The sequence below is a fragment of the Roseateles terrae genome (assembly GCF_014192155.1).
Lineage (GTDB): Bacteria > Pseudomonadota > Gammaproteobacteria > Burkholderiales > Burkholderiaceae_C > Roseateles > Roseateles terrae.
Genome location: NZ_JACHXO010000001.1, coordinates 209345 through 231545 on the forward strand (window position 1 = coordinate 209345; position 22201 = coordinate 231545).

At 66.7% G+C, this 22201-nt stretch carries 17 protein-coding genes; 13 read left to right on the forward strand and 4 right to left on the reverse strand.

What is annotated here, in order from left to right; all coding sequences use genetic code 11:
• Positions 1-20: 20 nt before the first annotated feature.
• Positions 21-1034, reverse strand: coding sequence for an acyltransferase family protein (locus FHS28_RS00935; RefSeq protein ID WP_184293956.1), 1014 nt, complete (start codon positions 1032-1034; stop codon positions 21-23).
• Positions 1035-1327: 293 nt separating this feature from the next.
• Positions 1328-3823, reverse strand: a complete 2496-nt coding sequence (locus tag FHS28_RS00940; RefSeq protein WP_184293958.1) for a TonB-dependent receptor plug domain-containing protein — start codon at positions 3821-3823, stop codon at positions 1328-1330.
• 174 nt (positions 3824-3997) lie between these two features.
• Between FHS28_RS00940 and FHS28_RS00945 the strand changes: the two genes are divergently transcribed.
• From FHS28_RS00945 to infA, 5 genes are all read left to right on the forward strand, one after another.
• The gene (locus tag FHS28_RS00945) at positions 3998-5377 is read left to right on the forward strand and encodes an APC family permease (RefSeq protein ID WP_088449499.1); all 1380 of its coding nucleotides are present in this window, start codon (positions 3998-4000) and stop codon (positions 5375-5377) included.
• Positions 5377-6534, forward strand: coding sequence for a PepSY-associated TM helix domain-containing protein (locus tag FHS28_RS00950; RefSeq protein ID WP_088449764.1), 1158 nt, complete (start codon positions 5377-5379; stop codon positions 6532-6534). The genes FHS28_RS00945 and FHS28_RS00950 overlap by 1 nt, the downstream gene beginning before the upstream one ends.
• Positions 6535-6737: 203 nt before the next feature.
• Positions 6738-8945 (forward strand): PhoX family protein, encoded by a 2208-nt coding sequence (locus FHS28_RS00955; protein WP_088449498.1) that lies wholly within the window; start codon positions 6738-6740, stop codon positions 8943-8945.
• A gap of 467 nt (positions 8946-9412) precedes the next feature.
• Entirely contained in the window at positions 9413-9625 is a 213-nt protein-coding gene (locus tag FHS28_RS00960; protein ID WP_058934879.1) for a cold-shock protein, read from the forward strand.
• 176 nt (positions 9626-9801) lie between these two features.
• Positions 9802-10071 (forward strand): translation initiation factor IF-1, encoded by a 270-nt coding sequence (gene infA / locus FHS28_RS00965; protein WP_088449497.1) that lies wholly within the window; start codon positions 9802-9804, stop codon positions 10069-10071.
• Between the two features lie 104 nt (positions 10072-10175).
• Here the strand turns inward: infA and FHS28_RS00970 are convergent, their stop codons facing one another.
• Entirely contained in the window at positions 10176-10910 is a 735-nt protein-coding gene (locus FHS28_RS00970) for a DUF481 domain-containing protein (RefSeq protein WP_184293960.1), read from the reverse strand.
• Positions 10911-11553: 643 nt separating this feature from the next.
• On the opposite strand from FHS28_RS00970, the gene proV reads away from it, so the two are divergent.
• The 3 genes from proV to proX all read left to right on the forward strand — a co-directional run bounded on the left by proV (position 11554) and on the right by proX (position 15287).
• Positions 11554-12837, forward strand: coding sequence for a glycine betaine/L-proline ABC transporter ATP-binding protein ProV (gene proV / locus FHS28_RS00975; protein ID WP_088449495.1), 1284 nt, complete (start codon positions 11554-11556; stop codon positions 12835-12837).
• 163 nt (positions 12838-13000) lie between these two features.
• Positions 13001-14134, forward strand: coding sequence for a glycine betaine/L-proline ABC transporter permease ProW (proW, locus tag FHS28_RS00980; protein WP_246409540.1), 1134 nt, complete (start codon positions 13001-13003; stop codon positions 14132-14134).
• 100 nt (positions 14135-14234) lie between these two features.
• Entirely contained in the window at positions 14235-15287 is a 1053-nt protein-coding gene (gene proX, locus FHS28_RS00985) for a glycine betaine/L-proline ABC transporter substrate-binding protein ProX (RefSeq protein ID WP_088449763.1), read from the forward strand.
• Here proX and FHS28_RS00990 read toward each other — a convergent pair.
• On the reverse strand, positions 15278-15997 hold the full coding sequence (locus FHS28_RS00990) for a GntR family transcriptional regulator (protein ID WP_088449493.1): 720 nt from the start codon (positions 15995-15997) through the stop codon (positions 15278-15280). The genes proX and FHS28_RS00990 overlap by 10 nt on opposite strands.
• 144 nt (positions 15998-16141) lie before the next feature.
• On the opposite strand from FHS28_RS00990, the gene FHS28_RS00995 reads away from it, so the two are divergent.
• From FHS28_RS00995 to FHS28_RS01015, 5 genes are all read left to right on the forward strand, one after another.
• Complete coding sequence (locus FHS28_RS00995) at positions 16142-16957, forward strand: DUF969 domain-containing protein (RefSeq protein WP_088449492.1); 816 nt, start codon at positions 16142-16144, stop codon at positions 16955-16957.
• A gap of 1 nt (position 16958) precedes the next feature.
• On the forward strand, positions 16959-17915 hold the full coding sequence (locus FHS28_RS01000) for a DUF979 domain-containing protein (protein ID WP_088449491.1): 957 nt from the start codon (positions 16959-16961) through the stop codon (positions 17913-17915).
• 87 nt (positions 17916-18002) lie between these two features.
• Positions 18003-18767: a LamB/YcsF family protein gene (locus FHS28_RS01005; RefSeq protein WP_088449490.1), complete on the forward strand. Its 765-nt coding sequence runs from the start codon at positions 18003-18005 to the stop codon at positions 18765-18767.
• Entirely contained in the window at positions 18764-20413 is a 1650-nt protein-coding gene (locus FHS28_RS01010; protein ID WP_088449489.1) for a 5-oxoprolinase subunit B/C family protein, read from the forward strand. Before FHS28_RS01005 ends, FHS28_RS01010 begins: the two co-directional genes overlap by 4 nt.
• Positions 20410-22176: an acetyl/propionyl/methylcrotonyl-CoA carboxylase subunit alpha gene (locus tag FHS28_RS01015; RefSeq protein WP_088449762.1), complete on the forward strand. Its 1767-nt coding sequence runs from the start codon at positions 20410-20412 to the stop codon at positions 22174-22176. The genes FHS28_RS01010 and FHS28_RS01015 overlap by 4 nt, the downstream gene beginning before the upstream one ends.
• Positions 22177-22201 lie beyond the last annotated feature (25 nt).

The following is a 22201-nucleotide window of genomic DNA, read 5'->3' on the forward strand; positions in this document are numbered from 1 at the left end:
AGCGTTGCTACGTCTGCGCGTTACCGGGCAGCGGTTGCAGCCGCCGACGCCGCCGAAGCTCGCCGGGCGGGTTTCTCCCCCAGCGCCCAGTGACCATACGGTATCCGGCGCAAGGCAGCCGTCAAGGCGATGGAGCCCGCAAGTCCGGCCACAACACCGGCCACCAGCAACACGCCGATGTGCTGCACCTGGGCGGCCTTGAGCATCATGCGCGCACCCGCCGTGAACACCGGGTGGAACAGGTAGATGCCAAACGACCAGGTGCCCAGCCACGCCAGCCAGCCCACCTGGGGTCGCAGGCGCAGCAGCAGCAGGCACAGGCAGACACTCACCACCAGGCGTTGCATGCCCGGGTAGTTGTCTGTGGGTGCATCGATGAGGGCCCACAGCAGCATTAGACTGCCGATGACGGCTGCCAGCAGCAGAGGGGTCCACCGTGGACCGGCACGGTCCAGTTCAAAGCGATGCGCCGCCAGGCCCAACAGGAAGAAGGGCGCCAGATACGCGGCTCCGTTGAGCCCGAAGTACACCGGCAGGCGACCCCAGCAATGCAGTGCCGCTGCCAGCACCCAGACCGTCCAGAAACTGCGCGGGGTCGACAACCATCCCAGCCGCTCCAGCACCGCCGTGGCAATAAAGATGATGAACAGCGCTTCCAGAAACCAGTAATGCGCCACTGGCACCGTGTGCAGCAGCCACCAGTTGTAGTCACCCTCGTTGTTGGTGCCATTGGTCAGGTTCTGAAGCAGTGCAAAGCCGGTTCCCACCACCAGCATCGGCAGCAGCAAGCGGCGCGTCTTGCCGATGGCAAAGGGGGTGATCTCGCCGGTCAGCGGCCGGCGTGCATACACCATGCCGGACAGGAAGCAGAACAGCGGCATCCGCACCAGCGCAAGCCAGTCATTGAGTTGGCTCGCAATGTGCTCATCGGGCAATCTCAGCCCGGAATTGCTGCTGTCACCGATGACGTGATAGCCCACCAGCAACAGGCAGGCGAAGCCGCGAAGCGTGTTGATTGACAGGCCACTGGACAAGGAAGACTCCTGGGGAGAAGGGGACGAACGCAAGGACGCGTCGGCGCACCAAAGCCTTGGCGCGTCGACGCGTCTGGCATCCTAGTCGTCCCTCTCTGAAGCTACCGACCAATGCAGGGGAAACCGGGTACGTCACGCGCACCCGTAAGCCGTACAGCGGCGATGAACGCGCAAATTGCAGCGTGATGTGTTCGGCGGCGCGCTTAACAATGTGGGCCCGAACACATTGCAAAGCGTGGCCGAAGCGCCTGCAAATGGAACACGACCTCAAAGCGTTGCGGACGCCATCACGCTCAGAAGCTCAGTTTTGCCCGAGCGTAGTAATACGCGCCATTGAATCCAATCGGAGACAGCACGTCATACGGGAAATTGCCGTAATACGCGATATCGGCCGTCGAGCGGCTGGGATAACGGTCGGTGGCATTGAGCGCGCCCAAGCTCAGCGTCAAACTGCGGGTTGCTTGCCACTGCGCTTCCAGGTCCAGTTGCCACACCGCCGAATAGGTCTGCGTCGGCACAAAACCATCCCCGAAATCGAACACACGGGTCGTGCTGCCGTGACGTGTGGCGCGGGCCTGCAAGGCCCAGTCGCCCCGTTGCCACTGCGCGGTGAAGATGTGACGCTGCCGCGGCGTGGCCGTGGTCAGCGTGTTGATTTCCTCCAGGCCGACATTGGCATCCCCGTGGGTCTGCACCGTCGTCTTGTTGAAGGACGCGGCCCACGACAGCTTCATTTCACCCGTCAATGCGGCGCCACTCCACTGCGTCACCAGGTCCGCACCGCGTGTGCGGGTGTCCAGTGCATTGGTGAAGAAGTTCACGCCCTGCACGCCGACCACGCCGAATTGCGATGCCAGCTCATCCGCCAGAGTGTCCCGGCTGATGCGCTGCGACAGCGTGATGCGGTTCTTCACCCGGATGGTGTAGGCATCCAGCGTTGTCGACCATGCCTTCGCCGGTTGCCAGCTCAGCCCGAGGCTGGCATTGCGGGATCGCTCGGCCTTCAGGGGCTGGGCGCCGAGATATCGCCCGAGGTCGCTATCGGCAGGTACGGTTTTCACCTGGCTGAGTTCTCCGCCGTCCCCCCGGTCGGTCACGGTGAAGCTGAAGCCGCGCTGTGCCAGCGAAGGGGCCCGGAAGTTGCTGGAGAGGGCGCCGCGCAGTGCGAATGCGGGTGTCAGCGCCCAGCGGCTGGACAGTTTGGCGGTGGTGGCATTGCCGAAGTCACTGTAGTGATCGTGGCGCAGCGCGGCCTCCGCTTCCCAATCGCGGGTCAGATGCGCACTGAGGTCGGCATAGGCCCCCACGACGCGACGCGACAGGCGAGTGGCATCTCCGGCCTGAAGGCCAGGACCGGCCTGCGCGCCAGCGGGCCCGTCAAAACTGCCCACGGCGTAAGACGCGACATCACCGGCCCCGGTGGCAAACCGCTCTTGCCGGGCGTCCAGCCCCACGGCCAAAGTCGCGGGGCGAGACAGGCCGGGGAGGGCGACCGGACGGGTCAGGTCCAGATTGGCGCTGGTCAGGCGGCTGCTGAAATCGCCCAGATGAAATTGGGTCGGACTGGCCGGGCCGAGTGACACATTCAGCGAGCGCTGCACGCCATAGTCGAAGTCATTGCGGCCTTGATTGAGCGACGCGTCGTAATCCCACTCGCCCCAGGCACCGCGCAGGCCGGCCGCGAGTTGCAGGTCCCGGTTGTGGCCGGTGGTCTCGGGTCGATAGCCATTCGGATAGATGCTCTTGAGCGTGGCACTACTGTCGGGATAACGGAAGTACGCCGCGCCCACCGAACGCCGTTCCTGCCAGGTGCCGAAGGCATACAGCTGGTGCTCGGCAGAGAGGTCCAACGCGCCATTGAAAAAGGCCTGCCATTGCCGCGTGGCTGGCTCGCCAGCCGCGTAGTTGCGCTGACCCATGGTGGCGAGGTTGTCGGGCGTGCGGTCCTCCCAGTCGGGCAACTGGTCGAGGCCGCTGCGGTTGGTGGCGTTGCGATGCAGGCCTTCCAGTCCGGCGCGCAGGAAGCCTTTGTCGCCGACGGCCAGACCGTGGGTGACGCTGGCCGATTGTGTCTGGCCGTCATTGAGGGTGCGACCGGTCGGCGCGAAGTCGGTATGGAAAAGCCCCGCCTCCGTGCTGATCTCGGTACCGCTGCGGCGGTCGTCCAGGATGATGTTGACCACGCCGGCGATCGCGTCTGAGCCATATTGCGCACCGGCGCCGTCTCGCACCACCTCGATGCGCTGCACGGCCGACAGCGGGATGGTGTTGAAGTCGACCGGATTGGTGCCCTTGCCGGTCTTCGATTCCAGATTCACCAGCGCGGACGTGTGCCGCCGCTTGCCATTGACCAGCACCAGCACCTGGTCCGGCGAGAGGCCGCGCAGCTGCGCAGCGCGCACATGGTCCGCACCGCCGGAATTGGACTGGCGCGGGAAGTTGAACGAGGGCAGCAGCGCCTGCAGGGCGGCAGCCAGCGTACCGTCCGGGCCGGCGGCGCGCAGCACCTCGTCGCGGCTCAGCACATCCACCGGCACCTGGCTGTCGGCCAGCGTGCGGTCCTTGGCTCGCGTCCCCGTGACGAGCACCGGACTCAGCCCCTGGGTCGCGGCGATGGCCGACGCGTCGGCGCTTGATCCAGGCGTTTGGGCCTGCGCCGGTCCTTGCGACTGCGACTGCGACTGGGCCTGGGCCTGGGCCGAATGCATGAGGCCGGCCTCCAGCAGCAGGGTCAGGCAGGCGAGGGTGATGGGGCGGAGCTGGCGCATGGTGGTGGAAGCGTCAATCAAGAGGGTCGTGAGCCTACCCATACGCCGCAGGAAATCCCGGGTTGGGTCTCAGATGTCTTGCTCATAAGCTCATGCCGTGGCGGCGCTGCGACGTTGCAGTGATCTGCCCGAGGGGATTGCCCGTAGGATGCCCGCACCCGAGGCTGCCTGTTCCCCCAGTTCCCCCTGTTCCCGATGACCGCATCTGATCCCGCCGCCTCCGCATCCGCGCCCCCTCTGCCTCAGCGCATCCTGGATGTGAAGCACGCCGTCGCGCTGTGCGTCGGCATGGTGGTGGGCGCCGGCATCTTCAAGACTTCTCCGATGGTGGCGCAGGCCCTGAGCACCCCCTGGGAGCTCTACATCGCCTGGGCGCTGGGCGGCGTGTTGTCGGTGATCGGCGGCCTGTGCTTTGCGGAACTGGCGGCCACCTTTCCGGATGCTGGCGGCGACTATCACTTTCTGCGTCGGGCCTATGGGCACGGGCTGGGCTTTCTCTTCGCCTGGTCGCGCTTCGCGGTGATCCACACCGGGTCGATGGCGCTGCTGGGCTTCGTCTTTGGCGACTATCTTGCGCAGGTGGTGGATCTCTCCCCCTGGCTCGGCCCCTACGCCAGCGCCTGGATGGCCGCCGGACTGATCGTGCTGCTGACCGGATTGAACCTGCTGGGCGTCCAGGTGGGGCTGGGGACGCAGCTGGGTTTGACGAGTCTTGTGCTGCTGGGCCTGTTGCTGCTGGGGGCGGGCGCAGGGGTGCAGCAGTGGCAGGGCGTGGCCCCCGCGCTGCCGCACACCGGCGCTGCAGCGCCGGACTGGGGTCTGGCGATGGTCTTCGTCTTCCTCGCTTATGGCGGCTGGAGTGACGCCGCCACGCTCTCCGCTGAAATGAAGGACGAGCAGCGCGGCATCGTGCGGGCCTTGCTGCTGGGGCTGGGTCTGGTGATGGGTCTGTACCTGGTGGCCAACTGGGCCTACGTGCGGGTGCTCGGCCTGTCCGGTCTCGCCGCCAGCCCTGCGCCTGCGGCCGATCTGATGCGAATCGTCTTCGGTCGTGGCGCAGAACTGCTGATGGTGGGCGTGGTCACGCTCACCGCCCTGTCGGTGATGAACGCCATCCTGATCGCCGGACCGCGCACCACCTATGCCGCCGCGCGCGACCTCGCCGCCGAATGGCATCTGGCGCGCTGGAATGCGCGGCGCGGCACGCCCAGCACTGCCGTGGTCGCGACCAGCACGGTCGCGCTGGGGCTGGTGGCCTTTGGCGCGCTGACCCGGGGTGGCTTTTCAACCATGGTGGACTACCTGTCGCCGGTCTACTGGTTCTTCATCACCCTCAGCGGTCTGGCGGTGATCGTGCTGCGACGGAAGGAGCCGACGCGGGTGCGGCCCTTCCGTGTGCCGCTGTATCCGGTGCTGCCGCTCGTCTTCAGCGGCTGCAGCGCGTACGTGCTGTGGTCCAGTCTGGTGTATGTGAAGGCCGGGGCGATGGTCGGCGTGGCGGTGCTGGCGCTCGGCGCGCTGATGCTGTGGGGTCATGGGCGGGTCCGGTCGGCGCGACCTGCACGTCGCTCCTGATGCTGCGCGCATGGGTCCGACGGCTCCATCTCTGGCTCGGCCTGAGCCTGGGCCTGCTCTTCGTGTTGCTGGGCCTGACCGGCTCCGCGCTGGTGTTCTATCAGGACATTGACCGGTGGCTGCATCCGGAGGTGCCGGCTTCTGCCGCGGAGGGTGGGCCGGGCTGGAGCGATCCAGTCTGGGACCGCGCCTTGACTACGGTTCGCGCCCGCTGGCCGGAGCGTCAGGGCGCCTGGCGCTTTGAGGCGACCGGGGAAGCCGGGCCCATTCCCGCTCGTTATTTGCCCGCTTCGCAGGAACACGCGGGTCGCATGACGATGGTGTGGCTGTCCGCGGATGGCCGCGAGGTGCTGCGCGAGGCGGAGTGGGGCAGCTATGCCATGACCTGGCTCTATGACCTGCACATGGCGCTGTTGGTTGGCGACACCGGGCAGGCGGTGGTGGGCTGGTCCGGGCTGGGTCTGGGCGTGTTGCTGCTGTCCGGCGTCTGGGCGTGGTGGCCGCGGGGGCGCCTCGCACCCGCCCTGCGGTTCAAGCGCGGTGCAGTGCTGGTGCGTCGGCTGTATGACCTGCACAAATGGACCGGGCTGCTGTCTCTGCCGCTGCTGGTGATGCTGGTGGGGACCGGGGTGATGCTGGCGCTGCCGGGGCCCAGTGACGCGGCGCTGTCGGCGGTGGTCGGGCCGGTGAGCCGGCCGCAGAAGGTGGTGGTGGCGATCTCCGTGGAGGGGATCAACCGTCCCCCGGTGACCCTTGGCGCCGTGCTGGCTGCGGCCCACAGCGCGCTTCCTCAGGCGCGGCTGGCCTGGATGGAGGTGCCAGGGGCAGCGTTGGCGTCCGCCGATGGCGCCGGGCAAGCGCTCCTGCAGCAGCGCGCCTTCATGGTCCGCCTGCAGCAGCCCAGCGATCCGAGCCGACGTTTCCCGCACAGCTACGTCTGGGTCCACCCAACGACTGGCGAAGTCATCGCGGTGCACGATCGCGAGCGCCTCGGCCCTGCGCACTCGATCAACAACTGGCTGCATCCGCTGCATGACGCGTCGATCGGCGGGTTGCCGCTGCGGCTGCTGGTGGCGCTGATCGGACTGGCACCGGCTGGGCTTTGGGTGACCGGGCTGTTGCGCTGGTGGCGCCGCCGCTCGCCCGTTGCGCGCTGATGAAGCCATTCATTCGGCCGTGCTGACGCCACTGGCGCAAACCCTGAATCGACGCACTCTGCCGTCCCGCTTCCTGAGTACATCGTAATTTCCGAAGTTGCATCGCGGGGATTCCGATGGTCCGAAGGAGCTGTTGTCACGGCCACTTCATGAAGTCTTTCGAGACTGCGCCGCTTAGGAAACGTTCCTTTGCGGAGACTTACATGACCTCGTTGCCCGGTACCTGCCCAGCCCCGAATGAATACGACGAAGACGCCGTCGTCAACACGTCTGCCAACCCGTCGTTCGACGACATCCTGACGGCTCGCCTGAGCCGCCGCGTGGCACTCAAGGGCGGTATCAGCACCACCGCTGCGGCATTGCTGGGCGGCTCTGTGCTGACGGCCTGCGGCGGCGATGGCGGTTCCGACACCCCGCCCGCACCAGCGCCTGCGCCAGCACCCGCGGCCGGTCCGAAGATCGGTTTCACCGCCGTCGCCAAGAACAAGAACGACCTGGTGACGGTGCCAGACGGCTACAACGTCAGCATCCTGCACGCCCTGGGCGATCCGATGCACTACGGCGACGAGTCGTGGAAGGATGACGGCAGCGAGACGGCCGACTCCTACAACCGCCGCATCGGCGACGGCCACGACGGCATGTACTACTTCGGTCTGTCCGACACCGGTGCCTACCAGGCCGACCGCTCGGACCGCGGCCTGCTGGTGGTGAATCATGAGTACGTGGTGGCCCCGTACGTGATGCACCCGGCCGGCCGCAGCGCCGGTGCCGCCCGCAACGCTGCCGAAGTGGAAAAGGAAATCTACGCCCACGGCGTGAGCATCGTGGAAGTCAAGCGCACCAACGGCGTCACTGCCATGGTCCGCGGCTCCAGCTACAACCGCCGCGTGACGTCCGCCACCACGATGGACATCACCGGCCCGGCCCGCGGCCATGCGCTGCTCGCCACCAAGTTCAACCCGGCAGGCCAGCAGACCCGCGGCACCAACAACAACTGCGCCAACGGCTACACCCCATGGGGCACCTACCTGACCTGCGAGGAAAACTACCTCAACGTCATCGGCCGCGCGGCGGGGGATGACGCGCTGCGTACCGCCAAGGAAATCGCCAGCCTCAATCGCTACGGTCTGCCACAGAACCGCAAGAGCCCTTACCTGTGGGACACCGCCGGCACCGCCGACCTGTTCGTGCGCTGGAACTCTTCGGTGACCGGAGCGACCACTGCGGACGACTATCGCAACACCATCAACACCTTCGGCTGGGTGGTCGAGATCGATCCGTTTGCACCCGCGTCGGCCCCTGTCAAGCGTACCGCCCTGGGCCGCTTCAACCACGAAGGCGCCTGGCCCGCACCGGCAGTGGCCGGGCAGCCGATCGTCATCTACATGGGCGACGACTCGCGCAACGAGTACATCTACAAGTTTGTCTCCAAGGCGCTGTGGGATGCTGCTGACGTGGGCAAGGGCATGGCGGCTGGCGCCAAGTACCTGGACGAAGGCACGCTGTATGTGGCGCGCTTCAACGCCGACGGCAGCGGTGAGTGGCTGGAACTCACCTTCGGCAAGAACGGTCTGGACGCCACCAATGCGGCCTATCCCTTTGCCGACCAGGGCGACGTGCTGATCAATGCCCGTCTGGCCGCCGACAAGCTGGGCGCCACCAAGATGGACCGCCCGGAATGGGGTGCGGTGCATCCGACCACCCGTGAGGTCTACATGACCCTCACCAACAACAGCAACCGGGTGGCCACCACCGCCACGCCGACGGGCAGCCAGCTGAAGCCGGACGCCGCCAATCCGCGCTATTACGAAGACCTCAAGGGCACGACCTCGCAGAAGGGCAACCCGAACGGCCACATCATCCGCTGGCGCGAGAACGGCACCGACGTGACCAAGCTGAACTGGGACATCTACCTGTTTGGTGCCCAGGCGGACGCTGCGTCCGACGTCAACCTGTCGGCACTGACCGACGTCAACGATTTCTCCAGCCCGGACGGCCTGTACTTCGACAAGCGCGGCATGTTGTGGATCCAGACCGACGACGGCGCCTATACCGACGTCACCAACTGCATGATGCTGGCCGCCTTGCCGGGCAAGGTCGGTGATGGCGGCGTGGCCGTGGCCGCGGGCGGCACCAGCACCATCAAGGGCGCCAGCGCGACCGCGGACACCGTCCGTCGTTTCCTGGTGGGGCCGAAGGAGTGCGAGATCACCGGCATCGCGATGACGCCGGACAACAAGACGCTGTTCTTCAATGTTCAGCACCCGGGGGAAGAAACCACGCCCGACTGGGCTGGCAACACCTTTGGCAGCTACTGGCCGGCCAACCAGGCGGATGCGACGGTGAAGAAGCGTCCCCGTTCCGCAACGGTGGTGATCACCAAGAAGGATGGCGGCGAGATCGGTCTCTGATTCGTCGTCGATCAGCGGTGGATCGATGCTTGATCGGCCGCTGACGCCTCCGGAACCGCGGGTCGGCCGCCGCTGAAAGCGAGTGGTCGATGCGAACGGGCCAGTGTCTGTCGATGCTGGCCCGTTTTTGTTATGGGGACAGGCGTCTCCCACTTCAACCGGATGGCTGGATGTCGATGGAGTGGTTGTCTGGAGACAGCTCGCTGTGAATCGCGCGATCTGGTTGCTCAGCGTCCTAATCCTAGGCTGGCGATAGCCTCTTGTGGTATATTCAGGTGCATAGATTCGCACAAGACCGTTCTTCCAAGGTCTTATCTGCAGCCCCGCCGGGTCTTCCCAGACCCCATCGCGAGCGGCTCGCTACAGCTTCACCCCCTGCTGATTGCTCTTGAGTGTGTCTGTCTCCGCTACCGCCAGGTGGCGCGGCGGAGTGTTCCCATCCATTCCAAATCAATAAAGGAAACATCATGACGACTCAACAAGGCACCGTGAAGTGGTTCGACGACGGCAAGGGTTTCGGCTTCATCACGCCGGCCAACGGCACCAAGGACCTCTTCGCTCACCACAGCGAAATCCGCAACAATGGCGGTTTCCGCACGCTGGCTGAAGGCGCCACCGTCGAATTCGAAGTCAAGGAAGGCCCGAAGGGTCTGCAAGCGGCCAACATCCGCCAGCTCTGAGCCTTGCACGGCTTCACCGCGCGGGGTGCGGTTCATCGCCCCGGCATCTGAAACCGCGTTAGACGGTTCCAGCCGATCCAACGTTCATTGAATTGGCCTGTTTTGATCTGGCAGTGCAGCGGAATTCGTTCTGCGGGCCACTAGGGATGAACAGGCCCAGACTAACAAGGACCCCAATGGCAAAAGAAGAGCTGATCGAGATGCGCGGCACCGTGAATGAGGTGCTGCCGGACTCCCGTTTCCGCGTAAAGCTGGAAAACGGGCATGAAGTGATCGCCTATACCGGTGGGAAGATGCGCAAGCATCACATCCGCATTCTTGCGGGTGACGCCGTGACGCTCGAACTGTCGGTGTACGACCTCTCCAAGGGTCGCATCACCTTCCGTCACCTGGAGCGTCGTGGTGGCCCGCCGAGCGGCAACGGGGGGGGTGGCGCTCGCCACTGAACTCCCACGGAACGGGGCAGGGGGCTGAGAGGCCTGGCTCCGACCAATCAGAAAAAGCGGCCTCGGCCGCTTTTTTTCGTTTGTAGTCAGCCCCAGCGCCTGAATCAATCAATCCTGAACGACACCCCCGTAATAAACAGCGTATCCCCCTTCTTCAACCCCGGCCCCGGATTGCTGTCATACCGGTGCGAAATCGTCGCCGTCAGGCTCAACCGTTTCGTCATCGCCACCGACAACGCGGTATCAAACGTCGCACGAAATTCCCCGCTGTCCCGCAGGTCCGGCAGGTAAGACAGCTTCTGCCGGAAGGTGGTCGTGTCGGAAAACTTGTGCGTCGATTCCTCGGCCAGCAGTACCTCGGTGTTGCCGTAGCGGGTCCGATAGCTCCCATCGTTCTGCAGTTCCGGATTCAGGTAGCGCTCTTGCGTATAACCCACACCGGCGGACACATCGAAAGTCAGGTCGTCGCGCCGGATGAGGTGGTAACCCAGACCGCCGCCCACCGAGCCGCGAAATGAGAGATTGGCCGGCTCATCCCGGAGGGCATCCAGCTGCCCGAATCCAAACACCTTCTCGTTCAGGTCCCGCTGATACGCCAGCCCTGCGGACAAGCGCTTCTCCGCCTCGGTCTCTTCGTTGTCCACATACAGCCCGCGCCCGTTGATGGTGAGCTTGTCCGTCGTCGTGGCCTTGATCGCCTCGCCGCTCAGATTGATCGTGGTCGAGTTGCTGTTGCCCGACGCCACGCTGGCACCTGCAGTGAACAGCGCGCGCCACTGGCCGTCATTCTTGACGGTGACCTGGGCCCAACTCGCGGCGGGCGCGAAGGCGGCGGCCATCGCCAGGGGCAGGGCGACGGGAAGCGCCGAAAACAAAGCGCTGCGCTTTGCAGCGGGTGGCACAGACCCCAGGGCAGGGCGTTCCACAGGGCATTTGGCAGAGGGTTGGCCAGAGTGTGGGGCGATGGAGATCAGGCGCGTCAGCTGCATTGTCGGGGTCCCAAAATGAGTTTCAACGGGGCACCGTTTGGCAAGCTCCGCTCCCGCCTGAGGCGAACTGCGCACAACGGCGCGTAAGCCCCTCCTATCCGGCGCTGTACAGCGTGTGTGTTAAGGTTACGGCTTGCAAGCGGCTTCAGCCGCCCCCGCAACGTCCTCGCACTACTCGCGGATCTTCGAATCCCGTCGCGGTGCAGGAACTCTCGCCGCCGGGCCCCAGGCCCGGCATCCCCAGTCGGCCTTGGGCCGGCCCCATGCCACGCCAGGCTCCACCAGTCCGCGCCCCTTGACCAGGCCCGCAGGCTGCACCGTGAGCCCCCGGCGGGTGCTGGTGTCTCGTGTTGTGCTCAGTGCCCGTCGGCAGCCGTTGAGGCCGCTGGACGCCGCTGTGCGCCCCCAAGCCTCTCCCTGACGGTTGGCGTGATCCCACCTGCGCCCACCCGCGTTGGCGCAGGTCCACCACCGCACAGAAGGAGTTTCGGCCATGGCGACAGGCATCCTCATCGACCACGTCTTCAAGGTCTTCGGCGACGATCCGGAGCAGGCGGTCGCACTGGCCCGAGAGGGCCTCTCCAAGCAGGAGATCCTGGCGCGCACCGGCCAGTCCATCGGCGTCTTCGACGCCAGCTTCGACATTCAGGCCGGCGAGATCTTCGTCGTCATGGGCCTGTCCGGCTCCGGCAAGTCCACCCTCGTGCGCTTGCTCAACCGGCTGATCGAGCCCAGCGCCGGCCGCATCGTGATCGACGGTGAAGACATCAACACCCATTCGCCGAAGCAGCTCCGCGCGCTGCGCCGCAAGGACATCAGCATGGTGTTCCAGTCCTTTGCGCTGATGCCGCACATGACCGTTCGCGACAACACCGCTTTCGGACTGGAGCTGGCTGGCGCAGACCGACAACATCGACTGGCGCAGGCGGATCTGGCGCTGGAGCAGGTTGGGCTCAGCGGCTGGGGTGACAAGTACCCCGACGAGTTGTCCGGCGGCATGCAGCAGCGCGTCGGCCTGGCACGGGCATTGGCCTCCGATCCCTCCATCCTGCTGATGGACGAGGCCTTCTCCGCGCTGGACCCGATCATCCGCACGGAGATGCAGTCCGAACTCCTGCGACTGCAGCAGGTCAAGCGCCGCACCATCATCTTCATCTCGCACGATCTGGATGAGGCCATGCGCATCGGCGACCGCATCGCCATCATGAAGGACGGACAGGTGGTGCAGGTGGGCACGCCGGACGAGATCCTGCGCACACCGGCCGATGATTTCGTGCGCAGCTTCATCCGCGGTGTCGACACGGCCGCGGTCTTCAAGGCGGCCGACATCGCCCGACAGCCGCTCACCCTGGTGGCAGAGCACAGCACCCGCGGCGCGCGCGCCGGCCTCAAGACGCTGGAAGACCAGGACCGCGAATTCGCCCATGTGGTGAGCCCGTCCCGGCGTTATCTGGGTACCGTGTCTGCGGACTCGCTGCGCGCGGCACTGGACGGTCACGTGGGTCCGCTGGGCCTGCATCACGCGTTCATCGACGGCCTGACGCCGATTCCGTCCGAAGCTCCGGTGGCCGGTCTCTTCGGCCAGGTGGCGCAGGCCCCGTGCGGCGTGCCGGTGGTCGATGCCGACGGACGTTTCCGCGGCGCCATTTCCAGGACCACGCTGCTGAAGTTCCTGGACCGCGACACGCCTCCGATCGACCCGGCCCTTGCAAGCGCCGCCGCGTCGCTGTCGGCGGCATCGGCGGCATCGGCCTCATTGCCGACCCTGCATCCTTGACCACTCCGGAGGCACCATGACGAACAACACGATCAACACGTTAACCTCGATCCCCGCCGCCAGTGCGGCCGCGCCGTCCACGAGCCGCGCCTCTGAGGCGCTGTTGGCGAATGCCGGCGGCGTGACGTCGTCGGTGGCAGCCTCAGCACCGGGCAGCGGCGCGATGCCGATGGACCCTTGGGAGGCGATGTCCCAGGCGCCGGACCCGTCCGCCACTGCTGCGTGGCTGGATGCGCCGGCACAGGCGGCAGGCGCCACGGATCCCCGCGCCGCAGCCACAGGCCTGCAGGGTGTGAGTGACAGCCTGCAGCAGTTCTTCAACGGCTCGCTGCCGATCGAATCCTGGATCAACACCGGCCTGGCCTGGGCGGTGGAACACGGTCGGCCGTACTTCCAGGCGCTGCGCCTCCCCATCGACGGCACGCTCAACACGGTGCAGAGCCTGCTGACCCAGTTGCCGGCCATGGCAATGATCGCGCTCATTGGCCTGCTGGCCTGGCAATTCGCTGGACGGCGTCTCGCCATCGGCACCGCCGTGGCACTGGCCATCGTCGCTGCGCTGGGCATCTGGCCGGAAGCGATGGTCACGCTGTCGCTGGTGCTGACCTCCCTGGTGTTCTGCCTGCTGGTGGGCCTGCCGCTGGGGGTGCTGCTGGCCAGCAGCGAACGTGCGGAACGCATCATGCGGCCGGTGCTTGACGCCATGCAGACCACACCGGCCTTCGTTTACCTCGTGCCGGTGGTGATGCTGTTTGGCATCGGCAATGTGCCGGGGGTCATCGTCACCATCGTGTTTGCGCTGGCTCCGCTGGCCCGCCTCACCAACCTGGGTCTGCGCCAGGTGCGCCCCGATCTGATCGAAGCGGCACGCGCCTACGGTGCCTCGCCGTGGCAGATGCTGTGGAAGGTGAAGCTGCCGCTGGCCATGCCGTCGATCATGGCGGGTATCAATCAGGCGCTGATGCTGTCGCTGTCGATGGTGGTGATCGCCTCCATGATCGCCGTAGGCGGCCTGGGGCAGATGGTTTTGCGTGGCATTGGCCGACTCGACATGGGCCTGGCAACGGTCGGCGGTGTAGGCATCGTGATCCTGGCCATCACGCTGGACCGCCTGACGCAGGCGCTGGGCCGACCGGCGCGGGTCGCCGGCCAGCGTTGGTGGCAAGGCGGCCCGGTGGGACTCATGGTGCGTGCCATGGCCGGTGTGTCGCACTCGTCGAAGACTGCAGCAGCCGAGGCGGGAAAGACGCTGTCGGCGCGCCTGCCGGAGCCGATGTCAACGGCCTCGCAGTCTTGAACCGCCCCCACAACGCCTTGAACCTCTGAGGAAAGGAGTCTCCCGGATGATCCATATTCGTACGATCACTGTCGCGCTCATGATGTTGCCCGCCGCCCTGATGGGCTCTGGCCTTGCGACCGCGCAGTCCGCCTCGGCGGCACCAGCAAGCGTTCAGGCGCAAGCTCAACCTTTGCCCGGCGAGGGCATCACCGTCCAGCCCCTCAAGAGCTCGCTCGCCGAGGAAGCCTTCCAGACACTGCTGGTCTCTCGCGCACTGGAGAAGCTGGGCTACACCGTCCTGCCGATGAAGGACCTCGAACCCGCCACCGAGCACCTGGCCATCGCCAATGGTGACGCCACCTTCATGGCCAGCCACTGGCGCCTGCTGCACCAGGAGTTTTATCGCAACAGTGGTGGAGACGCGCGTCTGGCGCGCTTCGGTCCTTACGCAGAGGGCGCGGTGCAAGGCTACCTGATTGACCGCAAGACCGCCGAAGCCCATCACATCACCCGTCTCGACCAGCTGCGCGACCCCAAGATCGCCCGCCTGTTCGACACCGACGGTGACGGCCGCGCGGACCTCACCGGCTGCAACCCCGGCTGGGGCTGTGAACGCGCCATTGAGCATCACCTTGACGCCTACGAGTTGCGCAGCACGGTCACCCATCGCCAGGGCAGCTACACCGCGCTGATGGCGGACACGATGGCCCGCTACAAACAAGGGAAGCCGGTGCTGTACTACACCTGGACGCCGTACTGGGTCAGTGCGGTGCTGCGCCCGGGCGCGGACGTGGTGTGGTTGCAGGTGCCATTCTCCGCCTCGCAGGACGGCACCACCGACACCCGTCAGCCCAACGGCAAGAACTACGGCTTTGCGGCGGACCAGGAGGAAATCGTGGCCAACCGCGACTTCATCCAGCGCAACCCGGACGCGGCCAGGCTCTTTGCGGTGATGCGTCTGCCGATCTCCGATATCAATGCGCAGAACCTGCGGATGAATGAAGGCGCCAATTCCGAACGTGACATCGAGCGTCACACCGACGGCTGGATCCGCGCCCATCAGGCGCTCTTCGACGGCTGGGTCGAGCAGGCACGTGCGGCTGCTGCGACGGCGACGTCCCCGGCCGTCCCGATAGCCCGGACAGCCCCGACCGCCGTCTCTCAGCGCTGACCGCCACCTTCCTCCAGCTTGCGGGCATACACGGCCAGCACGATGCGCTCGGAGTGCACCAGGTAGTCGTTCAGACGCGCGGAGGCCTTGGCGAATTCGCCGGCCTCCGCCAGTTCCAGAATCTCTCGATTCATGTCGACATAGGGCGCATGCAGGAATTCCGCATCCCGCAGCAGCCCGAAGGCCAGGCGCAGTTCCGCCAGCACCTGCGCAAACAATGTGTTGAGCCGTTCGCTGTCGGCCAGCTCCACGATGCCCATGTGGAAGGCCATGTTGGCCGTGCCCACACCCACCCAGTCGCTGCGCTCGCGCGCCTGCAGCGCCTGCTCCACCGCCTGCCGCATGTGCTTCTTGGCGGGATGGCGAGGGTAAGCCTGCGCCAGCGCCTGGCATTCAATCAGGCGCCGCACCCGATAAATGTCGATGATCGCGGCAATGCTCGGCACCGACACAAACACACCGCGATTCGGCTCATGCCGCAACAGGCCGTCCTTGGTCAGCACCCGGAAGACTTCGCGCAGGGTGTTGCGAGAGATGCCGAGCTGCTCGGACAGCGCCTGCTCGGACAAACGCTGCCCAGGACCGAATTCCCCCGCGGTCACCATCTGGCGCAACTGTTCGGACACCCGATCGGTGAGGGTCTGCGTCCCCGGGGGCAGGGCGGTGCCGGGCGCGGGCGCTTGGGATTGAGGGGAGCGTTGAGCAGGCATAGGGCGGGATTGTCTCCGGCGACCGCGTCTGTGGGACAGGGGTGCGGGTTTGCACCAAGGCGTCGGCCGTCTTGACGGGGCAAGATGATGTTGATTGTTCAACAATCCATTGGAATTGCCCTTCAGCTCAGGAGCGCCGACGTCATGACCCACGACCCCTCCCTCTGGCCCCTGCTCGGCGTTGCCGTAATCATCCTGGGCTTTGTGCTGCGCTTCAATCCGATGGTGGTGGTGGCCATCACCGCCGTGGTGACGGCCATCGCGGCGGGTTTTCCGGTGCAGAAGATGCTGGCGACCCTTGGCACCGGCTTCATCAAGACCCGCAACCTGCCGCTGATTCTGCTGCTGCCGCTGGCAGTGATCGGGCTGCTGGAGCGGCATGGGCTGCGCCAGCATGCGCAGCAGTGGATCGCGCGCTTCCAGTCGGCGACGGCGGGGCGCCTGCTCATCGTGTATCTCGGCGCACGCCAGCTGACGGCCGCCATCGGCCTGACGAGTTTGGGCGGTCATCCGCAGATGGTGCGTCCGCTGCTGGCCCCGATGGCCGAAGGGGCGACCGAAGCACGGCTGGGGCCGCTCCCGGACCGCATCCGGCACCGACTCCGCGCCTTTGCAGCCGCCACCGACAACGTCGGGCTGTTTTTCGGTGAAGACATCTTTGTCGCGTTTGGCGCTGTGGTGCTGATGACGACCTTCCTGCATGAAGCAGGCATCGACGTCGAGCCCATCCATGTGGCGCTGTGGGGCCTGCCCACAGGCATTGCCGCCTTCCTGATCCACGCCTGGCGATTGCGCCGGTTGGACGCTGAACTCAAGCGTGAGCTGGACCGTCCACGCCCGATGACGGAAAGCGCCGCCAGCGCCAGCGGTGGCCTCGGCACAGTCACCGGTACCAGCACCGGCAACGCCGCCGGCACCACCACGGGCGCTGCGACCAGCACCCACACCCGGGAGGCCTGACATGACGCTCTCCCTGGATCTGCTCTTCGTCCTGGCCGGCCTGCTGCTCGGCGCCATCGCGGTGATGACGCTGCTGGACCGCAGCCATCCCAAGCGCTGGACCACCGGGTTCTTCTGGGGCCTTTATGCGGCGATGTTCCTGGCGGGTCATCTGGTGCCGCCTGAATGGGTGGGCGCCGGCGTGCTGCTGATGGCGCTGCTGGTGGGGCTTCGCGGCGTCGGGCCGGGCCGTTTGTCGTTGCCGTCTGCCGAAGCCTGTGCCACCAGCGCCAGGCGCCTGGGCCACCTGCTGTTCGTGCCAGCCCTGGCCATTCCGCTGCTGACCATGGTGGGCACCTTGTCCGCCAAGCATCTGGTGGTGGGCGGCCTGCCGCTGATCGACCCGAAAAATGCCACGCTGGTGAGCCTCGGTCTGGCCTGCATCGTGGCGCTGGGCCTGGCCTGCTGGCTCACTCGCGAGACGCCAGTGCAAGGCGTGCGCGAAGCCCGCCGCCTGATCGACGCCCTCGGCTGGGCCCTGGTGCTGCCGCAGATGCTGGGCATGCTGGGGCTGGTCTTCTCCGATGCCGGCGTGGGCAAGGCGGTGGCACATGTGGCCACCAGCACCATCAACATGGACCTGCGCTTCGTGGCCGTGACCGTCTACGTGGTGGGCATGGCCCTCTTCACCGTCATCATGGGCAACGGCTTTGCGGCATTCCCCGTGATGACGGGCGGTGTCGGCGTGCCGGTGCTGGTGGGTGTCTACCATGGTGACCCGGCGGTGATGGCGGCCATCGGCATGTTGTCCGGCTACTGCGGCACGCTGATGACCCCGATGGCGGCCAACTTCAACATCGTGCCGGCGGCCTTGCTGGAATTGCCCGACAAAAATGCTGTCATCCGCGCGCAGGTGCCCACCGCGCTGCTGTTGCTGGCGGTGAATGTCGTGCTGCTCAATCTGCTGATGTTCCGTTGAGGCTGACCGCAGCGGGCACTTGCCAGTTGGCGGTCGGCGGTCGGCGGTCGGCGCTCACGGTACCCACTCCTTATCTCATCCATTCCCATGAACATCGATCTCAACAGTGATCTCGGCGAAAGCTTCGGCGCCTGGCGCATGGGCGACGACGCCGCCATGCTGGCGGTGGTCAGCAGTGCCAATGTGGCCTGCGGCTTCCATGCAGGCGACCCGGCCGGCATCCTTCAGACGCTGCGGTCCGCCGCGGCGCAGGGCGTCTGCATCGGAGCGCATGTGTCCTACCCGGACCTGGTCGGCTTCGGCCGGCGGAACATGGACATGGCCAGCGCAGATCTTCAGGCCAGCGTCATCTATCAGATCGGCGCGCTACAGGGCCTGGCCACGGCAGCGGGCACGCGGGTGCGCTACGTGAAGCCGCATGGCGCGCTTTACAACTTCATTGCGCACGACGCGCGGCAGGCGGCCGATGTGATCGCTGCGGTGAAGGCGGTCGATCCTTCGCTCGGCCTGGTGGTGCTGGCGGGCTCTGCACTGGCGGGCTGGGCGAGGGAGGCAGGCCTGCGGACCATTGAAGAAGCCTTTGCTGACCGGGGTTATCGTGCCGATGGCAGCCTCGTGCCGCGGAATCAACCGGGCGCTGTGCTGCACGACCCGGAGGCCGTGGCGGCCCGCATGCTGCAACTGGCCCGGGATGGCACGGTCACTGCAGTGGACGGCAGCGTGGTGCGCGTCGCTGCGGACTCCATCTGCGTCCACGGCGACAGCCCAGGCGCCGTCACCATGGCGCAGCGTGTGCGGGAACGGCTCACCGCCGATGGCATCACCATCCGCTCCTTCATGGACGCCGCATGACCTCGCCGCCGGACACGTTCCAGCCCCGACTGCTGCCCGCGGGAGAGGCGGTGCTGGTGGAGCTGGCGGATCTGCCGCAGACGCTGGCGCTGCTGGCCTCCCTGCAGGCGGAGCCCATCGTCGGCGTCCAGGAGATCGTGCCGGGCGCGCGCACCTTGCTGCTGACGCTCGACGAGCAGCAGCTCAGCCGCGAAGCGCTGGCGGACGCGCTGGCGGGGCGGTCGCTGACGCTGCGTCCCACTGAAGACGGTGCGAGGGTGGAGATCCCCGTTCACTACGACGGCGAAGACCTCGCCGAGGTGGCAGCGCTGCTGAAGATCACGCCGGATGAAGTGGTGCGCCGCCACACAGGCAGCGACTGGTTCGTCGCGTTTACCGGCTTCGCGCCGGGCTTTGCGTATCTGAGCGGGGGCGATGAGCTGCTGCGCACCTTGCCTCGACGCAGCGCGCCGCGGACCCGCATTCCACCCGGCGCGGTGGCAGCAGCTGGCGGCTTCAGCGGCGTGTATCCGAAAGCGAGCCCGGGCGGCTGGCAGTTGCTGGGCCAGACCTTGACGCCGATGTGGGACCTGCAGCGCGATCCGCCGGCGCTGTTGCAGCCCGGGCAGCGGGTGCGTTTTGTGGACGCGGGTCCGCGAGTTGCGACGGCTGCCAATGACGTGTCGGACGCGTCAGCGGTGGACGCAGCGCCACCTGCACGAGTCGATGCGAGCGCCGTCGAGATCCGCCATCCAGGCCTTCAGGCCTTGCTCCAGGATCTGGGGCGCCCAGGTCAGGCGGGGCAGGGCGTCTCCGCGTCTGGGGCCATGGACCGCGGCTCGCTCAAGCACGCCAACCGGCTGGTCGGCAATGACGACGCGCAGGCGTGTATCGAAGTGGTCCTCGGCGGCTTTGAACTCATCAGCCACGCGGACATCACCGTCGCGGTCACCGGTGCGGATGGCCCGCTCACCCTCATCGACCCGAACGGACGCGCGCACGCCGTAGACCGTGGCACGCCCCTCGCGCTGTCGGCCGGCGACTGCCTGCGCATCGGCGCACCGATCGCCGGCGTGCGCAGCTATGTGGCGCTGCGCGGCGGCGTGGACATTGCGCCCGTCCTCGGCAGCCGCTCTTACGATTCCCTCGCCGACGTGGGCCCCGCGCCGCTGAAGGCGGGTGATCGCCTGACGCTCCGTCCGGCCCGCACCGGCGCGGCGGTGGGCCATCCGCAGGCCTCGCCTGCACGCTGGCCTCAGCCGGGCGACGAAGTGATCCTCGACCTTCGCCTCGGTCCCCGCACCGATTGGTTCACCGCAGAGGCATTGACCACGCTCACCTCTCAGCCGTGGACCGTCACGCCCCAATCCAATCGCGTCGGCCTGCGCCTGCACGGCGAGGCGCCGCTGTCCCGGTCCATCACCGCGGAGCTGCCCAGCGAAGGAACCTCCCTCGGCGCGTTGCAGGTGCCGGCCAATGGCCAGCCCGTGCTGTTCCTCGCCGATCACCCACTCACGGGCGGATATCCCGTCGTTGCCTGCGTGGCGCCCTGGCACCTGGACCTTGCGGGTCAGTTGCCGGGCGGCACCCGGCTGCGTTTTCAGGTGGTCAGCGGTTTTGAGCCGCGGGTCGTCGACATGAATCAGGAGTCTCGTCCATGCCCATGAAGAAGGTTCTGATCGCCAACCGCGGTGAGATCGCGGTGCGCGTCATCCGTGCCTGCGCCGATTACGGCGTCCGTTCGGTGGCGGTGTATGCCGACCCGGACATGGACGCCTTGCATGCCCGTCTGGCGGATGAGGCCTACGGCCTGAACGGTCACCGTCCCGCCGACACCTACCTGAGCATCGACAAGCTGCTGGATGCGGCGCGCCGCAGTGGCGCCGATGCGGTGCATCCCGGCTACGGCTTCCTGTCGGAGAACGCGGCCTTTGCGCGTGCCGTGCTGGACGCGGGGCTCATCTGGATTGGCCCACCGCCGTCCGCCATCGAACAACTGGGCGACAAGGTCTCGGCCCGCCGACTGGCCATGGAAGCGGGCGCACCGCTGGTGGCGGGCACGCCCGGGCCGGTGGCCAGTGCGGAAGAAGTGCTGGCCTTTGCCCGTGAACATGGACTGCCCATCGCCATCAAGGCCGCATTTGGCGGGGGCGGCCGCGGCATGAAGGTCGTGTGGAAGATGGAGGATGTGGCGGAATCCTTTGATTCCGCGGTGCGCGAAGCCACTGCTGCCTTCGGGCGTGGCGAGTGTTTCGTCGAGCAGTTCCTGGACCGTCCGCGCCATGTGGAGGCGCAGGTCATGGCCGACACCCTCGGCCAGGTGGTCGTGCTGGGCACGCGGGACTGCTCGCTGCAGCGTCGCAACCAGAAGCTGGTGGAAGAAGCGCCCGCACCGTTCCTCAGCGATGAGCAGCGCGATCGCATCCACAGCGCGGCGCGCGATGTCTGCCAGCGCGCCGGATATGTTGGCGCGGGGACGGTGGAGTTTCTGCTGAGCAGCACCGGCGCCATCTCCTTCCTGGAGGTGAATACGCGGCTGCAGGTGGAGCATCCCGTGACCGAAGAGACCTGTGGATTGGACCTCGTGGTGGAGCAGCTGCGCGTGGCCGATGGCCTGCCGCTGACGCTGACGGAGACGCCAGTGCCGCGTGGACATGCCATCGAATTCCGCATCAATGCGGAAGATGTAGGGCGCGGCTTTCTGCCGGCGCCTGGGCCGGTGAAGGTGTTCGATGCGCCGTCCGGACCCGGTGTGCGGGTGGACAGCGGGGTGATGTCCGGCTCGGTGATCCCGCCCGCATTCGATTCGCTGATGGCCAAGCTGATCGTCACCGGGGCGACGCGGGGTCAAGCCGTGGCCCGCGCCCGACGCGCTCTGGCGGAGTTCCGGATTGAGGGCGTGCCGACGGTGTTGCCGTTCCACCGAGAGGTGCTGCGCCAAGCCGACTTCGCCGCGTCGAACGGCTTCAAGGTGCATACGCGCTGGATCGAGACCGACTTCGCGGCGGACCTGGCGGCGGCCACACGTGTTGAACCGGTGACCGCCCCGCCGCTGCAGCACCTGACCATTGAGCTCGACGGTCGACGTGTGCGGCTGGGGCTGCCGCCCGATCTGCTGCGCGGTCTGGCGGCCGGCGCTGCAGCGGGTGGGCTGGGCGGGGAAGGCTCGTCGCCGGGGGCGGGGGCGGATGCCTCGCCCGGTGCACCGCCTGCAGCCGACCCCGCCGTTGTCGAATCCCCCATGAGCGGCCTGCTGCAGGCCTGGAAGGTGGAGGAGGGCGCCGAGGTGGAAGCGGGGCAGCTGATCGCCATCCTGGAGGCGATGAAGATGGAAACGCAGGTGCTGGCACACCGCAGTGGGCGGGTGTCGCGGCTGGCCGCTACGGGCACCGCAGTGACGGCGCAGCAGGCGCTGGCGCGAATCGTCTGAATCGCCGGTCGCAGCTGCTGGCGCC